The sequence below is a fragment of the Citrobacter sp. wls757 genome (assembly GCF_005280935.1).
GTDB lineage: Bacteria > Pseudomonadota > Gammaproteobacteria > Enterobacterales > Enterobacteriaceae > Citrobacter > Citrobacter portucalensis.
Genome location: NZ_SZWU01000080.1, coordinates 1 through 26,630 on the forward strand (window position 1 = coordinate 1; position 26,630 = coordinate 26,630).

Sequence of the window (26,630 nt, forward strand, 5' to 3'; positions counted from 1 at the left end):
CCGCCGCCGTGGCAGCGGCTGGTTACCGTCAGCGACTATGTTCCGCCGTTGAGCGGGCTTATCCACCAGCTCAAGTTTTCACGACGCAGCGAAACAGCCTCAGCTCTTTCACGTTTGTTGTTGCTGGAGGTACTACAGACCCGGCGCACCAGCGGCCTTCCTCTACCGGACAGGCTGGTCAGCGTCCCGCTCTGGCAACGTCGACACTGGCGCAGAGGGTTTAATCAGAGCGATTTACTGTGCCGCCCGCTGGCACGCTGGCTGGGTTGCGACTGGGACAGCCGGACCATCTCGCGGGTTCGGGCAACCGCCACACAGCACCATCTCAGCGCCCGATTACGTAAACGTAACCTGAAAAATGCCTTTCGCCTTGAATTGCCGGTGCAGGGACTCCATATGGTTATTGTGGATGATGTCGTCACTACCGGAAGTACCGTCGCGGAAATCGCGCAGCTGCTTTTACGCAACGGCGCGGCGACTGTCCAGGTATGGTGCCTGTGTCGAACCTTGTAGAGCCTCGATGATGGGCGTATTATAACCAAGTAAAATAGTCAACTATTAGGCCATTACTATGATCCATATTTCCGATGCTGCACAAGCGCACTTTGCCAAACTGCTGGCAAATCAGGAAGAAGGGACACAAATCCGCGTATTTGTGATTAATCCCGGCACGCCTAACGCTGAATGCGGCGTTTCTTATTGTCCGCCGGACGCCGTGGAAGCAACCGACACCGCCATTAAATTTGACCTGCTGACCGCATATGTTGATGAACTGAGCGCACCGTATCTGGAAGATGCAGAAATCGATTTCGTTACCGACCAGTTAGGCTCCCAGCTGACCCTCAAAGCACCAAACGCCAAAATGCGTAAAGTTGCCGATGATGCGCCGCTGATGGAACGCGTGGAGTACATGCTGCAATCGCAGATAAACCCACAGCTGGCTGGCCACGGTGGTCGTGTCTCTCTGATGGAAATCACCGATGAAGGCTACGCCATTCTGCAGTTTGGCGGCGGCTGTAACGGCTGTTCAATGGTAGATGTAACGCTGAAAGAAGGTATCGAGAAGCAGCTGCTGGCTGAATTCCCTGAACTGAAAGGCGTTCGCGATTTAACCGAACACCAGCGCGGCGAGCACTCTTACTACTAACGCCCGAACCTGTAGAGTATCCGTAGGCCCGATAAGACGCACCCGCGTCGCTATCGGGCATTGCTGCCGAATGGCAGCGTAACGGCCTACAACACTGCATTTCTCTGCCTGTGCCCTGCAACAATCCCCCGCATAATTTGACCAGCTTCTCATATTTTAAATTTTGCCTGTCCAGGTGATTTTCAAGCGTAGCATGTTACCCGTATCATTCGTGTCAGCACCTAACACACACATAATAGCCAGTTAAACTGATTAGTTTTGAAGGCAACCAGCATTGGTGCTGAGAATACTCTGTTCCCGGTCGGGACAATCGGAATTTGTCATCTAAACACTGACGTTACCCATAACAAAGTAAAGGCCAGGTAAATCATGCCATTAGTCATCGTTGCTATCGGTGTAATCTTGTTACTCCTCCTGATGATCCGTTTCAAAATGAACGGCTTCATCGCTCTCGTCCTGGTGGCGCTTGCTGTCGGATTGATGCAAGGGATGCCACTGGATAAAGTCATCGGTTCGATTAAAGCCGGCGTCGGCGGAACCCTTGGCAGCCTCGCCCTGATTATGGGTTTTGGCGCCATGCTGGGCAAAATGCTGGCGGACTGCGGCGGCGCACAGCGCATCGCAACCACGCTGATTGCTAAATTCGGCAAAAAACACATTCAGTGGGCGGTGGTATTAACCGGATTCACCGTCGGTTTTGCCCTGTTCTACGAAGTCGGCTTCGTGCTGATGCTGCCGCTGGTATTCACCATTGCTGCCGCTGCTAACATCCCGCTGCTGTACGTTGGTGTGCCGATGGCGGCTGCGCTGTCCGTTACTCACGGCTTCCTGCCACCGCACCCGGGTCCAACCGCTATTGCCACCATTTTCCACGCAGATATGGGTAAAACTCTGCTGTTTGGTACGATTCTGGCAATCCCGACCGTTATTCTCGCCGGTCCGGTATACGCGCGTTTCCTGAAAGGCATCGATAAGCCAATCCCGGAAGGTCTGTACAGCGCAAAAACCTTCACTGAAGAAGAGATGCCAGGCTTTGGCGTCAGCGTCTGGACCTCTCTGGTCCCGGTTATCCTGATGGCAATGCGCGCCGTGGCGGAGATGATTCTGCCGAAAGGCCATGCTTTCCTGACGGTTGCAGAATTCCTCGGTGACCCGGTCATGGCAACGCTGATTGCGGTGCTGATTGCGATGTTCACTTTTGGTCTGAACCGCGGACGTTCGATGGATCAGATTAACGACACGCTGGTGTCCTCAATCAAAATCATCGCGATGATGCTGTTGATCATCGGTGGTGGCGGTGCCTTCAAACAGGTTCTGGTTGATAGCGGCGTAGACAAATACATCGCTTCAATGATGCACGGCTCTAACGTTTCTCCGCTGCTGATGGCATGGTCTATCGCTGCAGTACTGCGTATCGCACTGGGTTCCGCAACCGTTGCAGCGATTACTGCAGGTGGGATTGTGGCACCGCTGATTGCAACGACCGGCGTAAGCCCTGAGCTGATGGTTATTGCGGTTGGTTCCGGTTCCGTCATCTTCTCCCACGTGAACGATCCTGGGTTCTGGCTGTTCAAGGAGTACTTCAACCTGACCATCGGTGAAACCATCAAGTCATGGTCAATGTTGGAAACCATTATCTCCGTCTGCGGTCTGGTAGGGTGTCTGCTGCTGGGTATGGTGGTCTGATAAAACTGAGCCTGATGGCGCTACGCTTATCAGGCCTACGTGCTACGAGCCATCACCACAAAAAAGCCGGGGAAATCCCCGGCTTTCTTACTTCTTCTTCGCGGCCGCTTTTCGCCGCTTATCCAAATCCTTAATCAGCTTATTCACGCCCTCATCGGCAAACATCTGCTCCAGCGTGGCGGTGAGCTTACGCCGCCAGTTTTTGTACTGGTCGCTGGTTCCCGGAATGTTGACCGGCTCAGCCATATCCAGCCAGTCTTCCGGTTGCAGGCCCAGCAACGCACTGTTGCTGTCAGCGATGTAGCGTTGCATGCCGCGATTCAGAATCGGCGTCATCGACATCAGGGACGCCTTGTGACCGGCACGTTTTGGCAGGCAGCCGTATTTGTGCAGCGCGTCCAGCAGCCCCTGTTTCGCCAGTTCCCGGTCCTGATACAACCCGCGCAGCACGACTTCATCCGGATACAGGCCCAGTGCTTTACCTAGCGTCAGATCGCCGCTATCCCAATAACCTTTAAGCGTAGGAAGGTCATGCGTCGCCGCGACTGCCATTGATTGTTCCGGGTACGCTTTCGGCGCACGGAAGTTTTTCTCATGGTCATTCTCAAAATAAAGCACTTTGTAGGAGTAGACGCCACTGTCACGCAGCTTGCTGACGATCTCCACCGGCACGGTACCCAGATCTTCACCAATCACCATGCAGTGATGACGTTTACTCTCCAGCGCCAGAATTGACAGCAGATCGTCGACCGGATAATGCACGTAGGCACCGTGATCGGCTGTTTCACCGTAAGGGATCCACCACAGACGCAGCATCGACATGACATGGTCGATACGCAACGCGCCGCAGTTCTGCATATTGGCACGCAGCAGTTCGATAAACGGTTCGTAAGCGCGTGCCGTGATGATGTGCGGATCCATCGGCGGCAGTCCCCAGTTTTGCCCAAGCGGACCGAGAATATCCGGCGGTGCGCCAACTGAAGCTTTCAGGCAATACAACTCGCGGTCACACCAGGTTTCCGCCCCGCCTTCGGCCACGCCAACGGCCAGGTCGCGATACAGCCCTATTGGCATTGCAAAGCCCTGGCTGGTTTTCCAGCAGTCAGCAAACTGGGTATACGCCAGCCACTGTAACCACAGGTAGAAATCTACGTCATCACGATGTTCTTCGCAGAAGCGTTTTACCTCTGACGAGTCCACTGACTGAAAAGCTTCTGGCCACACCGGCCAGCCCCAGCGCAATGCGTCCTCTTTCACCTGATGCGCATGCAGCGCATCAAAGGCCGCCTGCCAGTAGAGGCTATCCCCTTCCTGAGCCACAAACTGGCGAAATGCCGCCATCTGCTCATCATCACGCGCAGAGAAGCTTTTCCACGCCATACGTAGCGCCGTCATCTTCAGTGCGGTAACAGCAGAATAATCAACCCACTCGGCATCGCGGGCGCGTTGCAGAGCTTGCTGAGTCGCGGGTTTCTTCCACCACGCCTGCGCCTCTTTACTCAGACGGAAATCATCTACGGCGTTTACATCAATATAAATAACGTTCAACCAGCGGCGTGACGACGGGCTGTACGGGCTGGCACTCTCCGGATTCGCCGGATACAGCGCGTGAATCGGATTAAGCCCGATAAACGCGCCGCCGCGTTGCGCCACATCCACCAGCATGGTGCGGAGATCGCCGAAATCGCCAATCCCCCAGTTCTTTTCCGATCGCAAGGTGTAGAGCTGAACACATGCGCCCCACAGCTTCTGCCCGGCTAACAACGCCTGCGGTTCATAGCAGCGCTTTGGTGCCACGATGATACGACAATGGGAACGCAGCTCGCCCTGGGTCAGGGTCAACGTGTGATACCCCTCCGGCAGCTTCGCCGGAAGGTTAAAAGATTTACCGCCGACGGCATGCCCTTTGTGCTGCATGCCCTCTTCGGTGGTCAGCAGCCAGTTAAACTCTCCGCTTCCCTCAACCGCCAGCGGCATTTTCTTGCCAGCGGTATAGACCATGACATTCGGCACCGGGGTTACCGCCACCTGAGTGGCAGCGGTGGTGCGATGCATGGCGTCAAGCAAACGCCGTTTGGTTTCGGCGCCAATAGACTGCGGTTTACCGTGGGCATTAATGTAATTGGGGCTGATCCCCGCCGCCAGCGCGGCATTATCCAGACGTTTGCTTTCCATCGCGATTCCTTAACGTTTCGCCTGCCAGATACGAGCCTGATAATCGCGGATGGAGCGATCCGAGCTGAACATGCCGCAACGCGCGGTATTCAGAATCGCCGCCCGGGTCCAGGCGTCCTGGTCACGATACAACACGTCAACCTGCTTCTGAGCTTCAACGTAGGCCGCGAAGTCCGCCATCACCAGATACGGATCGCCGCCCTGCTTGCCGATACTGTGCAGCATCTGGTCAAAGGCATGCTTGTCGCCATCGCTGTATTTCCCGCTTTCCAGCTCTTTCAGGACAGCATCCAGCACTTTGTCTTTTTTACGCCATTTCACCGGGTCGTAGCCTTTGGCTTTGAGCGCCTTCACCTCTTCCACGGTATGACCAAAGATAAAGATATTCTCGTCACCCACCTTCTCGGCGATTTCGACGTTTGCGCCATCCAGCGTACCTACGGTTAACGCACCGTTCAGCGCCAGCTTCATGTTACCGGTGCCGGAAGCCTCTTTCCCTGCGGTTGAAATCTGCTCAGAGATATCCGCCGCCGGGATCAGCATTTCCGCCGCTGAAACACAATAATCCGGCAGGAAGACAACCTTCAGCTTGTCACCGACTTTCGGGTCGTTATTGATGGTTTGTGCAACCTGGTTGATGGCGAAGATGATATTTTTCGCCAGGTAGTAACCCGGAGCAGCTTTTGCGCCAAACAAGAATACGCGCGGCACGCGATCTGCCTGCGGGTTCTCACGGATTTCTTTGTACAACGCCAGAATATGCAGCAGATTCAGGTGCTGGCGCTTGTACTCATGAAGACGTTTAATCTGAATATCAAAGATAGCGTTAGTCGTTATTTCAATACCGGTACGCGCTTTAATAAACTTCACCAGACGCTCTTTGTTCGCCAGCTTGATGTCACGATACTGCTGACGGAATTTCGCATCGTCCGCGTATTTTTCCAGGTTAATCAGCTGGTCGAGGTCGTTAGCCCACTCTTTTTTCAGCGATTTATCCAGCAGTGCGGCAAGCGCCGGGTTGCATTGCTTAATCCAGCGACGCGGAGTAATCCCGTTAGTGACGTTATGGAATTTGTTCGGCCAGAGCTGGTGATATTCCGGGAACAGATCTTTCACCACCAGATCGGAGTGCAGCGCCGCCACACCGTTGACCGCAAAACCGCTGACCACGCACATGTTGGCCATACGCACCTGTTTATTGTGCACCACTGCCAGCTTCGCCCAGACTTCAGCATCACCCGGCCAGGTTTTATCAACCAACGTCTTAAAGCGGTCGTTAATCTCTTTGATGATTTGCATGTGGCGCGGCAGGAGTGCTTTCACCAGTTTCTCATCCCAGCACTCTAACGCTTCCGGCATCAGGGTGTGGTTGGTGTAAGCGAAGGTCTTGCTGGTAATCGCCCACGCATCGTCCCAGCTCATCTGGTGCTCATCAATCAGCACGCGTAGCAGTTCAGGGATCGCGATAGTCGGGTGAGTATCGTTAAGTTGAATAACTTCGTAATCAGCCAGTTCGTGCAGCTTACGCCCTGCCAGATGATGGCGGCGCAGAATGTCGGCTACGGAGCAGGCGCACTGGAAGTACTGCTGCATCAGGCGCAGCTTTTTACCCGCGGTGTGGTTATCGTTCGGGTACAGCACTTTCGTCAGTTTTTCAGCGTCGATGCCCTGCTGTTCTGCGCGCAGGAAATCGCCGTCATTAAATTTGGTCAGGTTAAACGGGTGCGCATGGCTGGCCTGCCACAGACGCAGCGGTTGCGCTACGCCGTTACGGTAACCGAGAACCGGCAGATCCCAGGCCTGGCCGGTGATAGTAAACCCTGGCTCCCAGTGCCCTTCTTTGGTGACCTTGCCGCCAATCCCAACCTGCACATCCAGCGCCTCGTTGTGACGGAACCACGGGTAGCTGCCACGATGCCAGTCATCCGGGGCTTCCATCTGTTGGCCATCGGCAAACGACTGACGGAACAGGCCGTACTGGTAGTTGAGGCCATAGCCCGTCGCCGACTGGCCGACTGTCGCCATCGAATCAAGGAAGCAGGCCGCCAGGCGTCCCAATCCACCGTTACCCAACGCCGGATCGATCTCTTCTTCCAGCAGATCAGTCAGGTTGACGTCATGCGCTTTCAGCTCATCGCTCACCGCCTGATACCAGCCGAGGTTGAGTAAATTGTTGCCGGTCAGGCGACCAATCAAAAACTCCATCGAGATGTAGTTAACGTGACGCTGATTTTTTGCCGGTTTCGCCGCAGGCTGGGCGCTGAGTAACTCAGCCAACGCCCCACTCACTGCCTGCCACCACTGGCGCGACGTCATTTCTTGAGCCGACAGTAAACCGAAGCGCTGCCACTGACGCGTCAGGGCAGCCTGAAATTGATCTTTGTTGAAAGTAGGCTGTGACATAGGGGTTCCAGATCCTTAGGTAATAAAACAACGTTATCGCTAGTTTGCCTGGCTCGTTGTTGACATTCCTCATCCTGGCACGGATTAGGGAGGGAGGAGGAGCGGGGATGAGCATAAAAGTGTGATCGCTGCCACTTAAAGGGGAGGTAATTGCCCGTAAATTCGCGCAAACCCCGCATAACGCTCTTCGGATGACGCATTAGTAACAAAGGATTAATCGACAATATCAAATAGCGATATGACGATGAGAAACAATGTGTAAATAGGGAAATAGTTTCTAACCTGAAATATCTGTGCCGGATAAGATAGTTCACATAAAACTTTTAAGTCGGCCACAAAATTCGGTGATATTCATTAGCTATTTGAGTAACCATATAAAAAGAGAGGGATTTTTCAACACAGTTAAAATAACGACGGATCCAGTCGCCACGCCTGTTGCGACTCTTTAAAGCATTTATTGCAATAGATGTATAGATTTGTGACATAGTGCAAAATCAGACACACAAAAAGTCCGCTTAGCTTGCATAAAACACCAATCTGGCCGACCTTATATCTATTAATTACGAAGCGCAAAAAAAATCATTCTTCCCTATTTTCACACAGTGAAGTGACTAACTTATGTTGATTCCGTCTAAATTAAGTCGTCCGGTTCGACTCGACCATACGGTGGTTCGTGAGCGCCTGTTGGCTAAACTTTCCGGCGCGAACAATTTCAGGCTTGCCCTGATAACAAGTCCTGCTGGTTATGGAAAAACGACGCTGGTTTCACAATGGGCGGCAGGGAAAAATGATTTAGGCTGGTATTCTCTGGATGAGGGCGATAATCAGCAAGAGCGCTTTGCCAGTTATCTGATCGCCGCTATCCAACAGGCAACCGGTGGACACTGCACCACCAGCGAAGCGATGGTGCAAAAACGTCAGTATGCCAGCCTGACGTCACTGTTTGCCCAGCTATTTATCGAACTGGCCGAGTGGCACCGCCCGCTCTACCTGGTAGTAGATGATTATCATCTGATCTCTAATCCGGCCATTCACGAAGCGATGCGTTTCTTCCTGCGTCATCAGCCTGAGAACCTCACGCTGGTCGTGCTGTCGCGCAACCTGCCGCAGTTGGGTATTGCCAACCTGCGGGTACGCGATCAACTGCTGGAGATAGGCAGCCAACAGCTGGCCTTTAACCATCAGGAAGCCAAACAATTTTTCGACCGACGTTTGTCCTCCCCCATCGAAGCGGCTGAAAGCAGCCGGATGTGCGATGACGTTGCTGGCTGGGCCACGGCATTACAATTGATCGCCCTTTCCGCCCGCCAGAACAATCATTCCGCGCACCAGTCAGCACGACGCCTCGCGGGGATCAACGCCAGCCATTTGTCCGATTATCTGGTTGATGAAGTGCTGGACAGCGTCGACCTCGGCACCCGTCACTTCCTGCTGAAAAGCGCCATTCTGCGCTCCATGAACGATGCGCTGATCGTCCGCGTTACCGGGGAAGAAAACGGCCAGATGCGGCTGGAAGAAATTGAGCGCCAGGGGTTATTCCTGCAGCGAATGGATGACGTTGGCGAGTGGTTCAGCTATCACCCGCTGTTTGGCAGCTTTTTACGCCAGCGCTGCCAATGGGAGCTGGCGAACGAACTGCCCGAAATACACCGCGCCGCAGCTGAAAGCTGGATGGCGCAAGGCTTCCCCAGCGAAGCTATCCACCACGCGCTGGCGGCCGGCGACGCCCATATGCTACGCGATATCCTGCTTAATCATGCGTGGGGACTGTTTAACCATAGCGAGCTGACGTTACTGGAAGAGTCGCTGAAAGCCCTGCCGTGGGAAAGCCTGCTGGAAAATCCGCGTCTGGTTCTGTTGCAAGCCTGGCTGATGCAAAGCCAGCACCGCTACGGAGAGGTTAACACCTTGCTTGCGCGCGCAGAGCAGGAAATGAAAGGCGACATGGAGCCGACACTGCACGCCGAATTCAACGCTTTACGGGCGCAAGTAGCGATTAACGACGGCAACCCTGACGAAGCCGAACGCCTGGCGAAACTGGCGCTGGATGAGTTGCCCATCGCCTGGTTCTATAGCCGGATCGTCGCCACCTCGGTGCACGGCGAAGTCCTGCACTGTAAGGGCGATCTCACGCGCTCTCTGGCGTTGATGCAGCAAACCGAGCAAATGGCGCGCCATCATGACGTCTGGCATTACGCACTGTGGAGTCTTATCCAGCAAAGCGAAATTTTGTTTGCCCAGGGCTTTTTACAGGCCGCCTGGGAAACTCAGGAAAAAGCGTTCCAGCTGATCAAAGAGCAGCACCTGGAACAGCTGCCGATGCACGAATTCCTGGTACGTATTCGCGCACAACTACTGTGGGCATGGGCGCGTCTGGACGAATCAGAAGCCTCTGCCCGTAGCGGTATTGAACTGCTTTCCACTTTCCAGCCGCAGCAACAGCTACAGTGTCTGGCGTTGCTGGTTCAGTGTTCACTGGCACGGGGCGATCTCGATAACGCTCGCAGCCTGCTCAACCGTCTGGAAAACCTGTTGGGTAACGGTCACTATCACAGCGACTGGATCTCCAACGCCGATAAGGTGCGGGTGATTTACTGGCAAATGGTGGGCGACAAAAACTCGGCCGCCAACTGGCTGCGCCACACGCCGAAACCAGAATTCGCCAATAACCACTTCCTGCAAAGCCAGTGGCGCAACATCGCTCGTGCACAAATCCTGCTCGGCGAGTTTGAACCGGCTGAGATTGTGCTGGAAGAGTTGAATGAAAATGCGCGCAACCTGCGCCTGATGAGCGATCTGAACCGCAACCTGTTGCTGCTTAATCAGCTCTACTGGCAGGCAGGACGCAAAAATGACGCCCAGCGTGTGTTACTCGACGCCCTACAGCTGGCGAACCGCACCGGATTCATCAGCCACTTTGTTATCGAAGGCGAGGCCATGGCGCAACAACTGCGTCAGCTGATTCAGCTCAATACCTTACCGGAACTCGATCAGCACCGCGCCCAGCGCATTTTGCGTGAGATTAACCAGCACCACCGCCATAAATTTGCCCACTTCGATGAAGGATTCGTTGAGCGTCTGCTTACTCACCCGGAAGTGCCGGAGCTTATCCGCACCAGCCCGCTGACCCAGCGCGAATGGCAGGTTCTGGGACTGATTTATTCGGGCTACAGCAACGAACAGATCGCCGGAGAGCTGGCCGTCGCGGCAACGACCATCAAGACGCACATCCGCAATTTGTACCAAAAGCTCGGCGTCGCACATCGCCAGGATGCGGTGCAACATGCGCAGAAGCTGCTGAAGATGATGGGGTACGGCGTTTAGTTAATGCCTGATACGCAACGCTTATCAGGCCTGGAATTACCTTAGCACAGCTCTAACTGGATATGATGGTCAGCAATCACCTGCATCACACCAGCAGGCGGCAGCGTGTCGGTATACACCGCATCCACCATGCTGATGCTGCCCATATTCACCATCGCGTTACGCCCAAACTTCGAGTGGTCCACCACCAGCATCACATGCCGTGAATTCTCAATGATCGCGCGCTTGGTACGAACTTCGTGATAATCAAACTCCAGCAGAGAACCATCGCTGTCGATGCCGCTGATCCCTAAGATGCCGAAGTCCAGACGGAACTGAGAAATAAAGTCGAGGGTCGCTTCGCCCATAATACCGCCGTCGCGGCTACGCAGTTCACCACCAGCGAGGATTATGCGGAAATCCTCTTTCGCCATCAGCGTGTTCGCCACATTGAGGTTGTTGGTCACAATGCGTAAATTGCTGTGATTAAGCAGCGCGTGAGCCACCGCTTCCGGCGTGGTTCCGATATCAATAAACAGCGTAGAGCCGTTCGGGATTTGCGTGGCAACTTTGCGGGCAATGCGCTCTTTTTCCGCCGTCTGCGTCGCTTTACGGTCATGCCACGGGGTGTTGACCGAGCTGGATGGCAGCGCCGCGCCGCCGTGATGGCGCAAAATCATGTTCTGATCGGCCAGATCGTTAAGATCGCGGCGAATCGTCTGCGGGCTGACGGAGAAATGCTCCACCAGCTCTTCAGTACTGACGTATCCCTGTTTTTTTACCAGCTCGATGATCGCGTCATGTCGTTGTGTTTGCTTCATTAGTGTTCCCTGAAATTTTGCCGGATGCGCTAACGCTTATCCGGCCTACAAAGTTCGTTTCCGCACATTCATCGTATCGGCAAACGCCATTGCCAGACCCACGGCCAACCCGGCGATATGAGCGCCATTCGCCATCGACATGCCGAATAGATCAAACCAGCCGGCAACAATCCAGATCAAAGCAAAGATAATCAAACCACGCTGCAGGAAAATACCGCTTTGCGGATCGCGCTCGCCGCGCAACCACACGTAGCCCATCAGCGCATATACCACGCCAGACAGTCCACCAAACCACGGGCCGCTAAATTTCTGCTGAACATAGCCGCTCAACAGGGCGCTGATCACGGTAATTACAATCAGTTTTCCACTGCCCAGACGCTTTTCAACCGCACCGCCGAGATACCACCACCACAACAGGTTGAACAGAATATGCATCAGCGAGAAGTGCATAAAAGCGTGGGTGAAATAACGCCAGAATTCAAATTTCAGCGAAGGGTCAAACGGCCATGCCAGCCAAAGCATCACCGCCTGGTCGCCCAGCACGTTCATCGCGATAAACACCAGCACACACGCGGCCATTACGAACCAGGTTACCGGGCCTGCGCGTTCGCGCAATGTGGCCAGGAACGGATAACGCTGGTAGTGCAGACCGCTGTCGGTCTGACCCGACTGCCAGCTTGCCGCTAGGTAGCGCGGATCGCCCGGATTCTCCAGAAATCGCGCCAGTTCAGCATGCACGCGCTCGGCCTGGGACTCATCCGCCAGCCAGACATCCGTTTGCTGATGTTGTTGAATCGTCAGGATAACGCCCTGTGTCGCCATATAATCAACAAATGCCTGCGCCACGCGGGGGTTAGCAAAAGAGGTAATCATCAACATGGTTGCTGTCGCTTATTCCACACAAAAGAGGACAGTATATATATCCTGCCCGTTTCAGGCTGCATCTTTGTTAGCTTACGAACCGTATGCCACTTCTGCCGGAAAATGTCGATGCCAGGCGTCGAAGCCGCCGTCAACGCTGTAAACCGCGTCATAGCCCTGCTGAAGAAGATATTGCGCCGCGCCTTTACTGCTGTTGCCGTGATAACACATCACCAACACAGCGGTGTCGAAATCATGCTCGCGCATAAATGACCCCAGCGTGTCGTTCGTCAGATGAAACGCCTGCGGGGCATGCCCCATGGCATAGCTTTGCGGATCACGGATATCCACTAACACCGCGCTCCCCTGATGCAGCTTCTGATGCGCTTCTTCGACATTAATACATTCAAACTGATCCATTGCTCTCTCTTCTTTATATGGCAGGTGATGCTTTTCGGACATGTTACTGCTTAGTGTACGTCCCGACGGCAGTTAAACGCCATAATGTTATATGTATCACTGTAAATTGTTTATCCGATGTTACCAATGGCGCGATTCTTTGCTATTATGCTCGATAACGAACATTAATGAGCTATAACGAAAGTGCGAGAGGCCAGCATGGAAACCAAAGATCTGATTGTGATAGGTGGAGGCATCAACGGTGCCGGTATCGCGGCAGATGCCGCTGGACGCGGTTTATCCGTGCTGATGCTGGAAGCGCAGGATTTAGCCTGCGCCACCTCTTCCGCTAGCTCCAAACTCATCCACGGTGGCCTGCGCTACCTGGAACACTACGAATTTCGTCTGGTAAGCGAAGCGCTGGCCGAACGTGAAGTGCTGTTGAAAATGGCACCGCATATCGCCTTCCCGATGCGCTTTCGTCTGCCCCACCGCCCGCACCTGCGTCCGGCGTGGATGATCCGCATTGGTTTGTTTATGTACGATCATCTGGGCAAACGCACTAGTTTGCCAAGTTCTACCGGTTTGCGTTTTGGCGCAGATTCCGTAATGAAACCTGAGATTGTGCGCGGTTTCGAATATTCTGACTGCTGGGTAGACGATGCGCGACTGGTTTTGGCAAACGCCCAAATGGTTGTACGTAAAGGCGGAGAAGTATTAACCCGCACTCGCGCCACTTCTGCTCGCCGTGAAAACGGTTTGTGGATTGTTGAAGCTGAAGATATCGATACCGGCAAAAAATACACCTGGCAGGCGCGTGGCCTGGTCAACGCCACCGGTCCGTGGGTGAAAGAGTTCTTCGACGACGGTATGCACCTGCCATCACCGTACGGCATTCGCCTGATTAAAGGCAGCCACATCGTAGTGCCGCGCGTACATACCCAGAAGCAAGCTTATATTCTGCAAAACGAAGATAAGCGTATTGTGTTTGTTATCCCATGGATGGACGAATTCTCGATCATCGGGACGACAGACGTTGAATACAAAGGCGATCCGAAAGCAGTGAAAATTGATGAAAGCGAAATCAATTACCTGCTGAAGGTCTACAACGCGCACTTTAAGAAGCAGCTGGGCCGTGATGATATCGTCTGGACTTACTCAGGCGTGCGTCCGCTGTGCGATGACGAGTCTGACTCACCGCAGGCGATCACCCGTGATTACACGCTGGATATCCACGACGAAAACGGCAAAGCGCCGTTGCTGTCGGTCTTTGGCGGTAAGCTGACCACCTATCGTAAGCTGGCTGAGCACGCGATGGAAAAACTGGCATCGTACTACCAAGGAATTGGTCCGGCATGGACGAAAGAGTGCATTCTGCCAGGCGGTGACATTGGCGGCGATCGCGAAGATTACGCGGCCAAACTGCGCCGTCGCTACCCGTTCCTTACCGAGTCGCTGGCACGCCATTATTCTCGCACCTACGGCAGCAACACCGAATGGGTTATCGGCGAAGCCACCTCGCTTGCCGAGTTAGGTGAAGACTTTGGCCATGAGTTTTATGAGGCCGAGCTGAAATATCTGGTCGATCATGAATGGGTTCGTCGTGCGGAAGATGCGTTGTGGCGTCGCACGAAAGAAGGTATGTGGCTGAATGCTGAGCAGCAGTCGCGTATGACCCAGTGGCTGGCGGAGTACATTGAAAAACACCAGCTGTCGCTGGCGTCCTGATAAAAATGCCGGATGCGGCTAGCGCCTTATCCGGCCTACAAGAGTGCATAAACGTAGGCCGGGCAAGCGAAGCGCCCCCGGCATCGTGTGTTACAACCGCACCGAATCAATATGCCAGATGTTTTCGGCGTACTCTTTGATCGTCCTGTCCGACGAGAAGTACCCCATGTTGGCGATATTAATCATCGATTTGGTGGTCCACTCTTCCGGGTGACGATACAGTTCATCAACCTTATCCTGGCAATCAACGTAGCTGCGATAATCCGCCAGAACCTGATAGTGGTCGCCAAAGTTAATCAGCGAATCCACCAGGTCGCGATAGCGTCCCGGCTCCTCAGGGCTGAATACGCCGCTGCCGATCTGCGTCAGCACCTGGTGCAGCTCTTCGTCTTTCTCGTAATACTCACGCGGCTTGTAGCCCTGGCTGCGTAAAGCCTCGACCTCTTCCGCCGTATTACCAAAGATAAAGATATTTTCTGCGCCCACATGCTCCAGCATCTCAACGTTGGCACCGTCCAGCGTCCCGATGGTCAGCGCACCGTTAAGAGCAAATTTCATATTACTGGTACCGGAGGCTTCGGTCCCGGCCAGAGAAATCTGTTCAGAAAGGTCGGCGGCAGGAATAATCACCTGCGCCAGGCTGACGCTGTAGTTGGGGATAAACACCACTTTCAGCTTGTCGCCAATTTGCGGATCGTTGTTGATCACTTTGGCGACGTCGTTGATCAGGTGAATGATGTGTTTCGCCATGTAATAAGCCGAAGCCGCTTTACCGGCGAAGATATTCACACGCGGTACCCACTCAGCATCAGGATCGGCCTTAATGCGATTGTAGCGGGTGATCACATGCAGCACGTTCATCAACTGGCGTTTGTATTCGTGAATACGCTTGATCTGCACATCAAACAGCGATTTCGGGTTCACCACCACGTTCAGCTGCTGGGCAATGAGCGTGGCCAGACGCTTTTTGTTCTCCAGCTTCGCGCGGCGCACCGCCTGATTTACCAGTGGGTAATCGCAGTGCTGCTCAAGCTCGCTGAGCTGGCTGAGATCGGTTCGCCAGGTGCGGCCAATGTTCTCATCCAGCACTTCAGAGAGCGACGGGTTGGCCAGCGCCAGCCAGCGACGCGGCGTCACGCCGTTGGTGACGTTGCAGAAGCGAGTCGGGAAAATCTTCGCAAAATCAGCAAACAGCGACTGCACCATCAGGTTGGAGTGCAGCTCAGAAACGCCGTTTACCTTGTGGCTCACCACCACCGCCAGCCATGCCATACGCACGCGACGGCCGTTAGACTCATCGATAATCGACGTCCGCCCCAGCAGAGCGGTATCGTTCGGATACTGTTCCTGCAACGTCTTCAGGAAGTAGTCGTTGATCTCAAAGATGATTTGCAGATGGCGCGGCAAAATTTTGCCCAGCATATCGACGGGCCAGGTCTCCAGCGCTTCGCTCATCAAAGTGTGGTTGGTATACGAGAAGACCTGACAGCAGACCTCAAACGCATCATCCCAGCTGAACTTATGCTCATCGATCAGCAGTCGCATCAGCTCAGGGATCGACAGCACCGGATGGGTGTCGTTGAGGTGAATGGCGATTTTATCCGCCAGGTTGTTGTAGGTTTTGTGCAGCTGGTAATGACGGCTCAGAATGTCCTGCACCGTGGAGGAGACCAGGAAATACTCCTGGCGCAACCGCAGTTCGCGTCCTGAATAGGTGGAGTCGTCCGGGTACAGTACGCGGGAGACGTTCTCGGAGTGGTTTTTATCTTCCACCGCCGCAAAGTAGTCGCCCTGGTTAAATTTACCGAGATTAATCTCGCTACTGGCCTGGGCATTCCACAGGCGCAGCGTGTTGGTGGCGTCGGTGTCGTAGCCGGGGATAATCTGGTCGTAGGCGACCGCGAGGATCTCTTCGGTTTCTATCCAGCGCGTTTTCTTACCTTCCTGCTGAATACGCCCGCCAAAACGCACTTTGTAGCGCGTGTTGTGGCGTTTGAATTCCCACGGGTTACCGTATTCCAGCCAGTAGTCCGGCGACTCTTTCTGGCGGCCATCAACAATGTTCTGCTTGAACATGCCGTAGTCATAACGAATACCGTAACCGCGTCCCGGCAATCCCAGCGTTGCCAGAGAGTCCAGGAAGCAGGCCGCCAGACGCCCGAGACCGCCATTGCCAAGACCCGGGTCGTTTTCTTCGTCGATCAGATCTTCAAGATCCAACCCCATACCTTCCAGCGCATTTTTGACATCGTCATAAATGCCCAGCGATAACAGTGCATTGGAAAGCGTGCGGCCAATCAGAAACTCCATAGACAAGTAATACACCTGACGAGTTTCCTGAGATAATTGCGCACGGTTAGAACGCAGCCAGCGCTCCACGAGACGGTCGCGCACCGCGAACAACGTGGCGTTCAGCCACTCATGTTTATTGGCAATGACCGGGTCCTTACCAATCGTGAACATCAGCTTATAGGCAATAGAATGCTTAAGTGCCTCTACGCTGAGTGTGGGCGATGCATAAGTAAATGGAGCATTCATATAGGTGATTCCTGGATATCTATTTCAAGCGATAGTAAAGCTCACGGTATGACTTCGCCGCGACTTGCCAGCTAAAATCCATGGTCATGGCCTGACGTTGTACAAACCGCCAAAGCGAAGGCCGGGACCACAATACGAAAGCACGCCGGATCGCGCGTAACAGCGACCAGGCATTACTATCTTCAAATACAAACCCACTGGCGATACCGTCCGCCAGGTTTTCCAGCGAACTGTCAGAGACTGTATCAGCCAGCCCACCGGTGCGCCGCACCAGCGGCAGCGTGCCGTACTTCAGTCCATACAACTGCGTTAAGCCACACGGCTCAAAACGGCTGGGAACCAATATCACATCGGCCCCACCCATGATGCGGTGCGAGAAGGCTTCGTGATAGCCGATCTGCACACCCACCTGTCCTGGATGTTCCGCCGCTGCGGCGAGGAATCCTTCCTGTAATACCGGATCGCCCGCGCCTAGCAATGCCAGCTGTCCACCCTGCTCTAACAACCCCGGCAGCGCTTCCAGCACCAGATCCAGCCCTTTTTGACTGGTCAGACGGCTCACCACGGCAAACAGCGGTACTTTATCGTTGACCTTAAGTCCCATCGCTATCTGAAGCTGACGTTTGTTTTCTGCCTTCTCCTCCAGCGTGTCGCGCGTATATCGCGATGCCAGCAGGAGATCGGTTTCCGGGCTCCAGATTTTTTCATCAACGCCGTTCAGCACGCCGGAAAGACGGCCTTCGCGATGACGTTGCTGCAACAGACCTTCCATGCCGTAGGCAAACTGCGGCTCGGTAATTTCCCGCGCGTAGGTCGGACTGACCGCCGTAATGTGGTCGGCGTAGTACAACCCTGCCTTCAGAAACGAAATCTGCCCGTTAAACTCCAGTCCGTGCACATTAAAGAACGACCATGGCAATTGGATGTCATCCATATGCTTTGCATAAAACATGCCTTGATACGCCAGGTTGTGGACGGTGAACACCGATTTCGCCGGATGGCCGCGCGCCGCCAGATACGCCGGAGCCAGACCCGCATGCCAGTCGTGCGCATGCACCACATCCGGGCGCCAGAATGGGTCAAGGCCACAGGCCATTTCACAGCCAACCCAGCCCAGCAATGCAAAACGCTGCACGTTATCGGTATACGCAAACAGGTTAGTGTCGTGATACGGGCTACCGGGGCGGTCATAGAGATGCGGCGCGTCAATCAGGTAAATACCCACGCCGTTGAAATGCCCGAACAGCAGCGTGATACGTCCGGCGAAGGTATCCCGACGCGTTACGACCTGCGCATCGGGAATGCCGCGACGGATATCAGGAAACGCCGGGAGCAGCACGCGGGCATCCACGCCGTCCGCTATTTGCGCTGCGGGTAACGCCCCAATAACATCCGCCAGTCCCCCGGTTTTTAACAGGGGGAACATCTCTGAACAAACGTGTAAAACCTGCATTATCGCTCCTGTTTGATCTGCAGTTTGCGTAGCATTTCACGCGTGACCAGCACAATACCTTCCTCTGAACGGTAGAAACGACGCGCATCTTCTTCCGCGTTTTCACCAATCACCATGCCTTCGGGAATAACGCAGGCGCGGTCGATAATGCAACGACGTAAGCGGCACGAACGTCCCACCCACACTTCAGGTAACAACACTGCCGAATCAATGTTACAGAATGAATTCACCCGCACTCGCGGGAACAGAACGGACTGCACCACCACCGAACCTGAAATTATGCATCCGCCAGAAACCAGCGAGTTCAGCGTCATTCCGTGGCTGCCGGAACGGTCCTGAACAAATTTCGCCGGTGGCAGCGATTCCATGTGCGTACGGATTGGCCAATCCTGGTCGTACATGTCCAGTTCAGGCGTCACCGAAGCCAGATCGAGGTTCGCCTTCCAGTAGGCTTCCAGCGTACCCACGTCACGCCAGTACGGCTCGGATTCCGGGTCAGACTGCACGCAGGACAACGGGAATGGATGTGCATACGCCATGCCAGCTTCGGTGATTTTCGGGATAATGTCTTTACCGAAATCGTGACTGGAGTTTTCATCGAGGTCATCTTCCGCCAGCAATTCATACAGATAATCGGCGTTGAAAACGTAGATCCCCATACTGGCAAGAGATTTGGTCGGGTCGCCTGGCATGGCTGGCGGGTTGGCGGGTTTTTCAACGAACTCGATAATTTTATCGGTGTCGTCCACGTCCATTACGCCAAACGCGCTGGCCTCTTCAATAGGCACTGGCATACAGGCCACGGTGCAACGCGCGCCTTTCTCGACGTGGTCGATCAGCATGCGTGAGTAGTCCTGCTTGTAGATATGATCGCCCGCGAGGATCACCACATATTCCGCTTTATAGCGTCGAATGATGTCCAGGTTTTGGGTCACCGCATCCGCCGTACCGCGATACCAGTTTTCACCCTGCATTCTCTGCTGGGCAGGCAGCAGATCGACAAACTCGTTCATCTCTTCGCTAAAGAACGACCAGCCGCGCTGAATATGCTGCACCAGCGTGTGGGACTGGTACTGGGTGATCACGCCAATACGGCGGATCCCGGAGTTAATACAGTTGGATAAGGCAAAATCGATAATGCGGAACTTACCGCCAAAGTGCACAGCAGGTTTGGCACGTTTGTTGGTTAAATCTTTTAAGCGGGTACCGCGGCCACCGGCCAGGATCAGGGCAACAGATTTTAATGGCAGCTGGCGCGCCAACATTACACGATCGTTTTTCTCTAAACTCACCATGACTAACTCCTTTTTTATCTTCTCTGGAACACACACAGTCCGTGCGCAGGTCCCTGCCAGACAGCCGTAAGCACCGGATTATCCTCTCCGGCAAATGGGGGAACGGCGCACCATTCCCCTTCAGGTAAAACGATATCTGTCACCTCAAGCGTGGCATTTATTGCAATCAGAAAACGGTCTGAAAGCAGGATTTGCATCTGCCTCGGGCCGTTTTGCCACTCATCCGCACTTAAGGGTTGTGCGTACTTATTCAGCCAACGAACATTGCCATCGCCCTCTTCCCACCAGCGATCACCCGTCAGTGCAGGAATTTGCTGGCGAAGATGGATCAGGGCAGCGGTAAATGTGGTTAGTCCGCTGTTTGCCTGCTGCCAGTCCAGCCAGGTCAGGGCGTTATCCTGGCAGTAAGCGTTATTGTTGCCGTGCTGGCTATGACCATGCTCATCGCCCGCCAGCAACATCGGCGTCCCCTGGGAAAGCAACAGCGTGGTTAACAGCGCATGAATGCTGTCGCGCCGCCGCTCAATCAGGTCCAGCGTGCCGCCTAATCCTTCTTTACCATGATTGTCGCTGTAGTTATTGCTAGTGCCGTCGCGATTTTCCTCACCATTCGCTTCATTGTGCTTATTTGTGAAGCAAACACAGTCGCGTAGCGTAAAACCGTCGTGCGCAGTCACCAGATTGACCGTCGCGCTGGGTTTGCGACCATCGCGTTTAAACACGTCGCTTGATGCGGCAAAACGCCCGGCAAACTCACCCAACGAGAGATTACGCTGGAGCCAGAAGCGTCGGGTCGCATCGCGGAAATGGTCATTCCACTCGGCAAACGGCGGGGGGAAATTCCCCACCTGATACCCGCCTTCACCAATATCCCACGGTTCCGCAATCAGCTTAACGCGTGAGAGCAGCGGACAGTTTTGGATCGCGGTAAACAGTGGCGCATCCTGACGAAACGCAGGTGTACGCCCCATGACGGAAGCCAAATCAAAACGAAAACCATCCACATGGCAGGTTTCAACCCAGTAGCGCAGGCATTCACATGCGTATTCCACAACACCCGGATGGCTCAGATTGAGGGTGTTCCCACAACCGGTCCAGTTGTAGTAATCACCATCGTCCCTGATCCAATAATAGCTACGGTTATCAATTCCGCGCAGCGAGAAGACGGGGCCTTCGAGATCCAGCTCGGCGCTGTGGTTCAAAACGATATCGAGAATGACCTCAATCCCCGCTTTGTGCAGCGCTTTTACCGCGTCGCGAAACTCATCAAGCGCACTCTCCGGCGAACAGGCATAGGCCGGATGCAGCGCGAACATCGCTACCGGGTTGTAGCCCCAATAGTTCGACAGCCCCAGCCGCTGAAGCCGTGGTTCGCTGGCAAAATGCGCCACCGGCAGCAGCTCCAGCGCGGTAATGCCGAGGCGCTTGAAGTAATCGATCATCACTGGATGGCCCAGCGCTTTGTAGGTTCCGCGAATCTCTTCCGGCAGCTCAGGATGCAAATACGTCAACCCTTTGACATGCGCTTCGTAAATCACGGTATTGCCCCACGGCGTGCGCGGCGGGGTATCATCCTCCCAGTCATAATGATCGGACACCACCACGCCCTTCAGCGCGATGGTGGCATTATCATGATGATCCGGTTCATTTAGCCCACCGTGCAGCAGCGGGTTATCTTTTAACTCGCCATCCACCCGACGGGCGCAAGGGTCAAGCAGCAGCTTGGCCGGATTAAACCGGTGGCCCTGCTGCGGTTGCCATGGGCCATGAACACGATAGCCATAGCGCAGACCGGGCCGGGCGTTGGCCAGATAGCCGTGCCAGACATCACCGCTACGCCCCGGCAGGTCATAGCGAAGTTCGCACCCTTGCTCATCGAATACGCATAATTCAACGCGTTCAGCGTGGGCTGAGAAGAGTGTGAAATTGACACCATGGCCGTCATACGTTGCACCATGGGGGGTGGCGTTGCCGGTTGCCAGTTGCGTCATTACCCCTCCCTGACCAGCCAGATCGTTGCCAACGGCGGTAACGTGAGGCTCAGTGAGTGCTGACGACCATGGCTGGCGATTTCATCGCTGTGCACCGCACCGCCGTTGCCGGTATTGCTACCGTGGTAATGCATCGAGTCGGTATTGAGGATCTCACGCCATTTGCCTGGTTGATTGATACCGAAGCGATAGCCGTGGCGGGGCACAGGCGTAAAGTTGCTGACCACGATGATTTCATTGCCGACCTTGTCACGACGCACGAAAGCCAGCACCGAACGTTCGTTGTCATCCACCACCAGCCATTCAAAACCATAGGCGTCAAAGTCGAGCTCGTGCAGCGCTTTGTGATGACGGTAGGTGTGGTTCAAATCGCGCACCAGACGCTGTACGCCGTGGTGCCAGTTATCGCCACCTTCCAGCAGGTGCCAGTCGAGGCTGGCGTCATGGTTCCATTCACGTCCCTGCGCAAACTCGTTGCCCATAAACAGCAGTTTTTTGCCCGGGAAGGCCCACATCCAGCCGTAGTAGGCGCGCAGGTTGGCAAACTTCTGCCATGCATCTCCCGGCATGCGATCGAGAATGGATTTTTTACCGTGTACCACTTCATCATGCGACAGCGGCAGGACAAAGTTTTCGGTGTAGTTGTACAGCATGCCGAAGGTCAGCTTGTCGTGATGGTACTGACGATGAATCGGGTCCAGCTTCATGTAGTCCAGCGTGTCGTGCATCCAGCCGAGGTTCCACTTATACCAGAACCCTAAACCGCCCATATCCTGTGGTCTTGAAACGCCGGCAAAATCAGTCGACTCTTCCGCCATGCTCACCGCTCCAGGCACCTGCTCGCCAAGAATGCGGTTGGTATTGCGCAAAAATTCAATGGCTTCGAGGTTTTCACGACCACCAAATTCGTTTGGGATCCATTCCCCTTCTTTGCGGCTATAGTCGCGATAAATCATCGACGCCACGGCATCCACGCGCAGCGCGTCAATACCAAAGCGTTCAATCCAGTACAGGGCGTTGCCCACCAGGTAGTTGCTGACTTCACGGCGACCATAGTTGTAGATCAGCGTGTTCCAGTCCTGGTGATATCCTTCGCGCGGGTCGCTGTGTTCATACAGGTTGGTGCCATCAAACTCAGCCAAACCAAAGTCGTCCGACGGGAAGTGGCCCGGCACCCAGTCGAGAATAACGTTCAGCCCCGCCTGATGCGCGGCATTCACGAAATAACGGAAATCATCGCGCGTCCCGAAGCGACGGGTCGGCGCATACATGCCGGTAGGCTGGTAGCCCCAGCTACCGTCGAACGGATGCTCGTTAATCGGCAACAGTTCGAGGTGGGTAAAGCCCATCCATTTGGCGTACGGCACCAACTGATCCGCCAGCTCGCGGTAGCTCAGCCAGAAGTTGTTATCGGTATGACGACGCCATGACCCCAGGTGAACTTCATAGATAGAGATCGGTGCATCAAACTGGTTGGCTTTTTTGCGCGCCTCGCTTTGCACTACTTTTTCCGGCAGACCACAGATAAGCGACGCGGTTTCCGGACGCATTTGCGCTTCGAAGGCGTAAGGGTCCGCTTTGATTCGCAGCTTACCGTTCGCATCGATCATCTCGTATTTATACAGCTGACCATGCTGCGCGCCGGGGATAAACAGCTCCCAGATACCGCTTTCTTTGCGCAGGCGCATTGGGTGGCGACGGCCATCCCAGTAGTTGAACTGCCCAACCACTGACACGCGTTGAGCGTTAGGCGCCCAGACTGAGAAGCGCGTACCGGTTACGCCATCCATGGTATCCGCATGCGCACCCAGCGTTTCGTAAGGTCGCAGATGCGTACCTTCAGATAACAGCCAGGCATCCATATCCTGGATCAGCGGGCCAAAACGATAAGGGTCATCAATCAGATTCTGCTGTCCATGCCAGACAACGGCCAACTGGTAGCGAAAGAAATTTTTACGGCGGGGAAGTACAGCACAGAAAAAACCGCGAGAGTCGAGGCAATCCAGCTTGCCGACTTTGCGTCCGGTTTTGGGTTCGATCACCCACACTTCGGTGGCGTCAGGTAATAGGGCGCGGACTTCAAGTCCAGCATCAGTTTGGTGCATACCGAGTACGGAAAAAGGATCCGCAAAATGGCCTGCAATTAGCGCATTAATCACGTCTCTATCGATACGAACGGACATGGTTGTCATCCTGTTTTATGGCGTCACCCCTTCCAACTGATTTTCGACATCAGGTAGTGACACTTTTTTTGACCTGAACGGCGCAGCACAATTGTGCATCCTCTCTGCGTCGTCCCACCTTCAGGCAACAACTTAATACCTCCGGTACTAAGTCACCCTTAAAGAATAGCCAATGCTTTATCTTACTCCTGGTAAAAAATGAAACATCTGCGCTTACTCCTGTATTACGCAAAAAAAGGGGTGATTCCTCACCCCTTGATCATTAACAAACTATTACGCCAATTGGCGCAGCATACGGCGCAATGGCTCCGCAGCCCCCCACAGCAACTGGTCGCCCACAGTAAAGGCTGACAGGAACTCCGGTCCCATGTTCAGCTTACGCAGACGGCCTACTGGCGTGGTCAGCGTGCCGGTAACGGCCGCCGGGGTTAACTCACGCATGGTGATATCCCGATCGTTTGGTACAACTTTGGCCCACGGATTGTGCGCCGCCAGCAGTTCTTCCACGGTCGGAATAGACACATCTTTTTTCAGTTTAATGGTGAACGCCTGGCTGTGGCAGCGCAGCGCGCCGACGCGCACGCACAGACCATCAACCGGGATCACGGAAGACGTGTTGAGAATTTTGTTGGTTTCCGCCTGTCCCTTCCACTCTTCACGGCTCTGACCGTTATCGAGCTGTTTGTCGATCCACGGAATCAGGCTACCGGCCAGCGGTACGCCAAAGTTATCAACCGGCAGTTCGCCGCTGCGGGACAGGGTCGTCACTTTACGTTCGATGTCGAGAATAGCAGAGGAAGGGGTCGCCAGTTCCTCGGCCACATGGCCATACAGATGACCCATCTGAGACAGCAGTTCACGCATATGGCGCGCGCCGCCGCCGGAAGCCGCCTGATAGGTCGCTACGGAAACCCAGTCAACCAGGTCATTGGCAAACAGGCCACCGAGGGACATCAGCATCAGGCTAACGGTACAGTTGCCGCCGACAAAGGTCTTAATGCCTTTGTTCAGGCCGTCGGTGATGACATCCTGGTTAACCGGATCGAGAATAATGATGGCATCGTCTTTCATACGCAGCGAAGAGGCTGCGTCAATCCAGTAACCCTGCCAACCGCTTTCACGAAGCTTTGGATAGATTTCGTTGGTATAATCGCCGCCCTGACAGGTCACGATGATATCGAGCGCCTTCAGCGCATCCAGATCAAAAGCGTCCTGAAGTGTGCCGGTCGCGGTGCCACCGAACGTCGGTGCCGCCTGCCCGAGCTGGGAAGTAGAAAAGAAAACAGGGCGAATGGCGTCGAAGTCACGCTCCTCAACCATGCGTTGCATGAGAACAGAGCCGACCATACCGCGCCAGCCGATAAAACCAACATTTTTCATAGCGTTTTTTCCTGCAGAGATGTGTGCTGTGTATGCTAACCAGTATCCTACTGGCCTATCCTTCACCATACAAAAAGCAGCCAAAGTCGCAAGTGAAATTAATCAATGATAGCGAAGCCATCAGTAATGCGACTTATCCCGCTGCGCAAGCAAGCAGAAAGTCCGCGGTAATTATCAGGGAATTTGAGTTATGAATGAAATCATTTCAGCGGCAGTTTTATTGATCCTGATTATGGATCCGCTCGGAAACCTGCCCATTTTCATGTCCGTATTGAAACATACCGAACCAAAACGTCGCCGCGCGATTATGATTCGCGAGCTGTTTATTGCGCTGTTGGTGATGCTGATATTCCTGTTTGCGGGCGAGAAAATTCTGGCATTTCTTAACCTGCGTGCGGAAACCGTATCGATCTCCGGGGGCATCATTCTGTTCCTGATCGCCATTAAGATGATTTTCCCCAGCGCCACCGGGAATAGCACCGGGCTTCCGGCTGGTGAAGAGCCGTTTATCGTACCGCTGGCGATTCCGCTGGTCGCCGGTCCGACAATCCTGGCCTCATTAATGCTGTTGTCGCATCAGTACCCAAACCAGATGGGGCATCTGGTGATTGCGCTGCTGATCGCCTGGGGCGGTACATTCGTGATTTTGCTGCAGTCTTCGCTGTTTTTACGTCTGCTGGGAGAGAAAGGGGTTAACGCGCTGGAGCGCCTGATGGGGCTAATTCTGGTGATGATGGCAACCCAGATGTTCCTCGATGGCGTGCGGATGTGGATGAAGGGGTAACCGTTTTGAAGCTGGAGAGCATGGCATTTCAGAGAACGACTCCGTTCACGTTATGTTCATTGCTTCTCTGAGATCTCGTCACCAGTGAACGTGTTAAGGGGGCTACGCAGCCCCCTTAACAATCCCGGCTCCCGGCAGGAAAATTGCCACTTCGTGGTTCCCTCCACTTATTCCTCCAGGCTACCGGGCCGGGCGCGAGGCAGCGTCCATGCAAAACGCGCCCTGAACCCGCATCCCTGCGGGTTCTCCCGGCCTTACTGAAACGCGTCGGCAATTTTCAGCCGGACCAGCCCACACCTGACCACCTGAGCTTTTACTTGAATACCTGTGAACAGCAAAACGGATATAGCTGAAAGCCAGAGCGCTGAAGCGACACCCTGGTCCGGCTGAAAATCGATGAGGTGTTGACGGCTGACCGGGTCTGCCCGCAGGGATGCGGGCAGAGGGGACGGCCTGCAAGGATGCAGGCTCGGCCCCGACCCG

At 54.4% G+C, this 26,630-nt stretch carries 17 protein-coding genes and 1 pseudogene; 6 read left to right on the forward strand and 12 right to left on the reverse strand.

Features of this window, described 5'->3' with window-relative positions; all coding sequences use genetic code 11:
• The 3 genes from gntX to gntT all read left to right on the forward strand — a co-directional run.
• A partial coding sequence (gntX, locus tag FDW94_RS22080) for a DNA utilization protein GntX (protein WP_137378263.1) occupies positions 1-513 on the forward strand: 513 nt, incomplete at its 5' end.
• Between the two features lie 58 nt (positions 514-571).
• Positions 572-1,147, forward strand: a complete 576-nt coding sequence (gene nfuA / locus FDW94_RS22085; RefSeq protein ID WP_003023509.1) for a Fe-S biogenesis protein NfuA — start codon at positions 572-574, stop codon at positions 1,145-1,147.
• Between the two features lie 369 nt (positions 1,148-1,516).
• Positions 1,517-2,833 carry a gluconate transporter gene (gene gntT / locus FDW94_RS22090; protein ID WP_003023507.1) on the forward strand — a complete coding sequence of 439 codons (1,317 nt, stop codon included), beginning with the start codon at positions 1,517-1,519 and terminating at the stop codon, positions 2,831-2,833.
• 87 nt (positions 2,834-2,920) lie between these two features.
• Here the strand turns inward: gntT and malQ are convergent, their stop codons facing one another.
• Complete coding sequence (gene malQ / locus FDW94_RS22095; protein ID WP_137378264.1) at positions 2,921-5,008, reverse strand: 4-alpha-glucanotransferase; 2,088 nt, start codon at positions 5,006-5,008, stop codon at positions 2,921-2,923.
• A gap of 9 nt (positions 5,009-5,017) precedes the next feature.
• Positions 5,018-7,411, reverse strand: coding sequence for a maltodextrin phosphorylase (gene malP / locus FDW94_RS22100; RefSeq protein WP_103284630.1), 2,394 nt, complete (start codon positions 7,409-7,411; stop codon positions 5,018-5,020).
• A gap of 618 nt (positions 7,412-8,029) precedes the next feature.
• Between malP and malT the strand changes: the two genes are divergently transcribed.
• Positions 8,030-10,735: an HTH-type transcriptional regulator MalT gene (gene malT / locus FDW94_RS22105; protein ID WP_003827634.1), complete on the forward strand. Its 2,706-nt coding sequence runs from the start codon at positions 8,030-8,032 to the stop codon at positions 10,733-10,735.
• A 41-nt stretch (positions 10,736-10,776) separates the two neighbouring features.
• Here the strand turns inward: malT and FDW94_RS22110 are convergent, their stop codons facing one another.
• The 3 genes from FDW94_RS22110 to glpE all read right to left on the reverse strand — a co-directional run bounded on the left by FDW94_RS22110 (position 10,777) and on the right by glpE (position 12,816).
• Complete coding sequence (locus tag FDW94_RS22110; protein ID WP_003023499.1) at positions 10,777-11,535, reverse strand: DeoR/GlpR family transcriptional regulator; 759 nt, start codon at positions 11,533-11,535, stop codon at positions 10,777-10,779.
• 45 nt (positions 11,536-11,580) lie between these two features.
• Positions 11,581-12,414 (reverse strand): rhomboid family intramembrane serine protease GlpG, encoded by an 834-nt coding sequence (glpG, locus tag FDW94_RS22115; protein WP_103284628.1) that lies wholly within the window; start codon positions 12,412-12,414, stop codon positions 11,581-11,583.
• A 75-nt stretch (positions 12,415-12,489) separates the two neighbouring features.
• Complete coding sequence (gene glpE, locus FDW94_RS22120; protein ID WP_003827629.1) at positions 12,490-12,816, reverse strand: thiosulfate sulfurtransferase GlpE; 327 nt, start codon at positions 12,814-12,816, stop codon at positions 12,490-12,492.
• 198 nt (positions 12,817-13,014) lie between these two features.
• On the opposite strand from glpE, the gene glpD reads away from it, so the two are divergent.
• Complete coding sequence (gene glpD / locus FDW94_RS22125; protein WP_008786343.1) at positions 13,015-14,523, forward strand: glycerol-3-phosphate dehydrogenase; 1,509 nt, start codon at positions 13,015-13,017, stop codon at positions 14,521-14,523.
• A 90-nt stretch (positions 14,524-14,613) separates the two neighbouring features.
• On the opposite strand, the gene glgP is transcribed toward glpD, so the two are convergent.
• From glgP to asd, 6 genes are all read right to left on the reverse strand, one after another.
• Positions 14,614-17,061 (reverse strand): glycogen phosphorylase, encoded by a 2,448-nt coding sequence (glgP, locus tag FDW94_RS22130; protein ID WP_137378265.1) that lies wholly within the window; start codon positions 17,059-17,061, stop codon positions 14,614-14,616.
• A gap of 19 nt (positions 17,062-17,080) precedes the next feature.
• On the reverse strand, positions 17,081-18,514 hold the full coding sequence (gene glgA / locus FDW94_RS22135) for a glycogen synthase GlgA (protein WP_003827622.1): 1,434 nt from the start codon (positions 18,512-18,514) through the stop codon (positions 17,081-17,083).
• Positions 18,514-19,809: a glucose-1-phosphate adenylyltransferase gene (gene glgC, locus FDW94_RS22140; protein ID WP_003827621.1), complete on the reverse strand. Its 1,296-nt coding sequence runs from the start codon at positions 19,807-19,809 to the stop codon at positions 18,514-18,516. Before glgC ends, glgA begins: the two co-directional genes overlap by 1 nt.
• Before the next feature lie 14 nt (positions 19,810-19,823).
• Complete coding sequence (gene glgX, locus FDW94_RS22145) at positions 19,824-21,800, reverse strand: glycogen debranching protein GlgX (RefSeq protein ID WP_137378266.1); 1,977 nt, start codon at positions 21,798-21,800, stop codon at positions 19,824-19,826.
• The gene (gene glgB, locus FDW94_RS22150; protein ID WP_032945237.1) at positions 21,800-23,983 is read right to left on the reverse strand and encodes a 1,4-alpha-glucan branching enzyme; all 2,184 of its coding nucleotides are present in this window, start codon (positions 23,981-23,983) and stop codon (positions 21,800-21,802) included. Before glgB ends, glgX begins: the two co-directional genes overlap by 1 nt.
• A gap of 273 nt (positions 23,984-24,256) precedes the next feature.
• A complete protein-coding gene (asd, locus tag FDW94_RS22155; protein WP_003827614.1) occupies positions 24,257-25,363 on the reverse strand; it encodes an aspartate-semialdehyde dehydrogenase in 1,107 nt (368 codons plus the stop codon).
• A gap of 190 nt (positions 25,364-25,553) precedes the next feature.
• Here asd and yhgN point away from each other — a divergent pair, with 190 nt between their 5' ends.
• Positions 25,554-26,147 (forward strand): NAAT family transporter YhgN, encoded by a 594-nt coding sequence (gene yhgN, locus FDW94_RS22160; RefSeq protein WP_003023480.1) that lies wholly within the window; start codon positions 25,554-25,556, stop codon positions 26,145-26,147.
• A 254-nt stretch (positions 26,148-26,401) separates the two neighbouring features.
• On the opposite strand, the pseudogene FDW94_RS23650 reads toward yhgN, so the two are convergent.
• Positions 26,402-26,630: pseudogene (locus tag FDW94_RS23650) on the reverse strand (hypothetical protein); the annotation flags it as partial.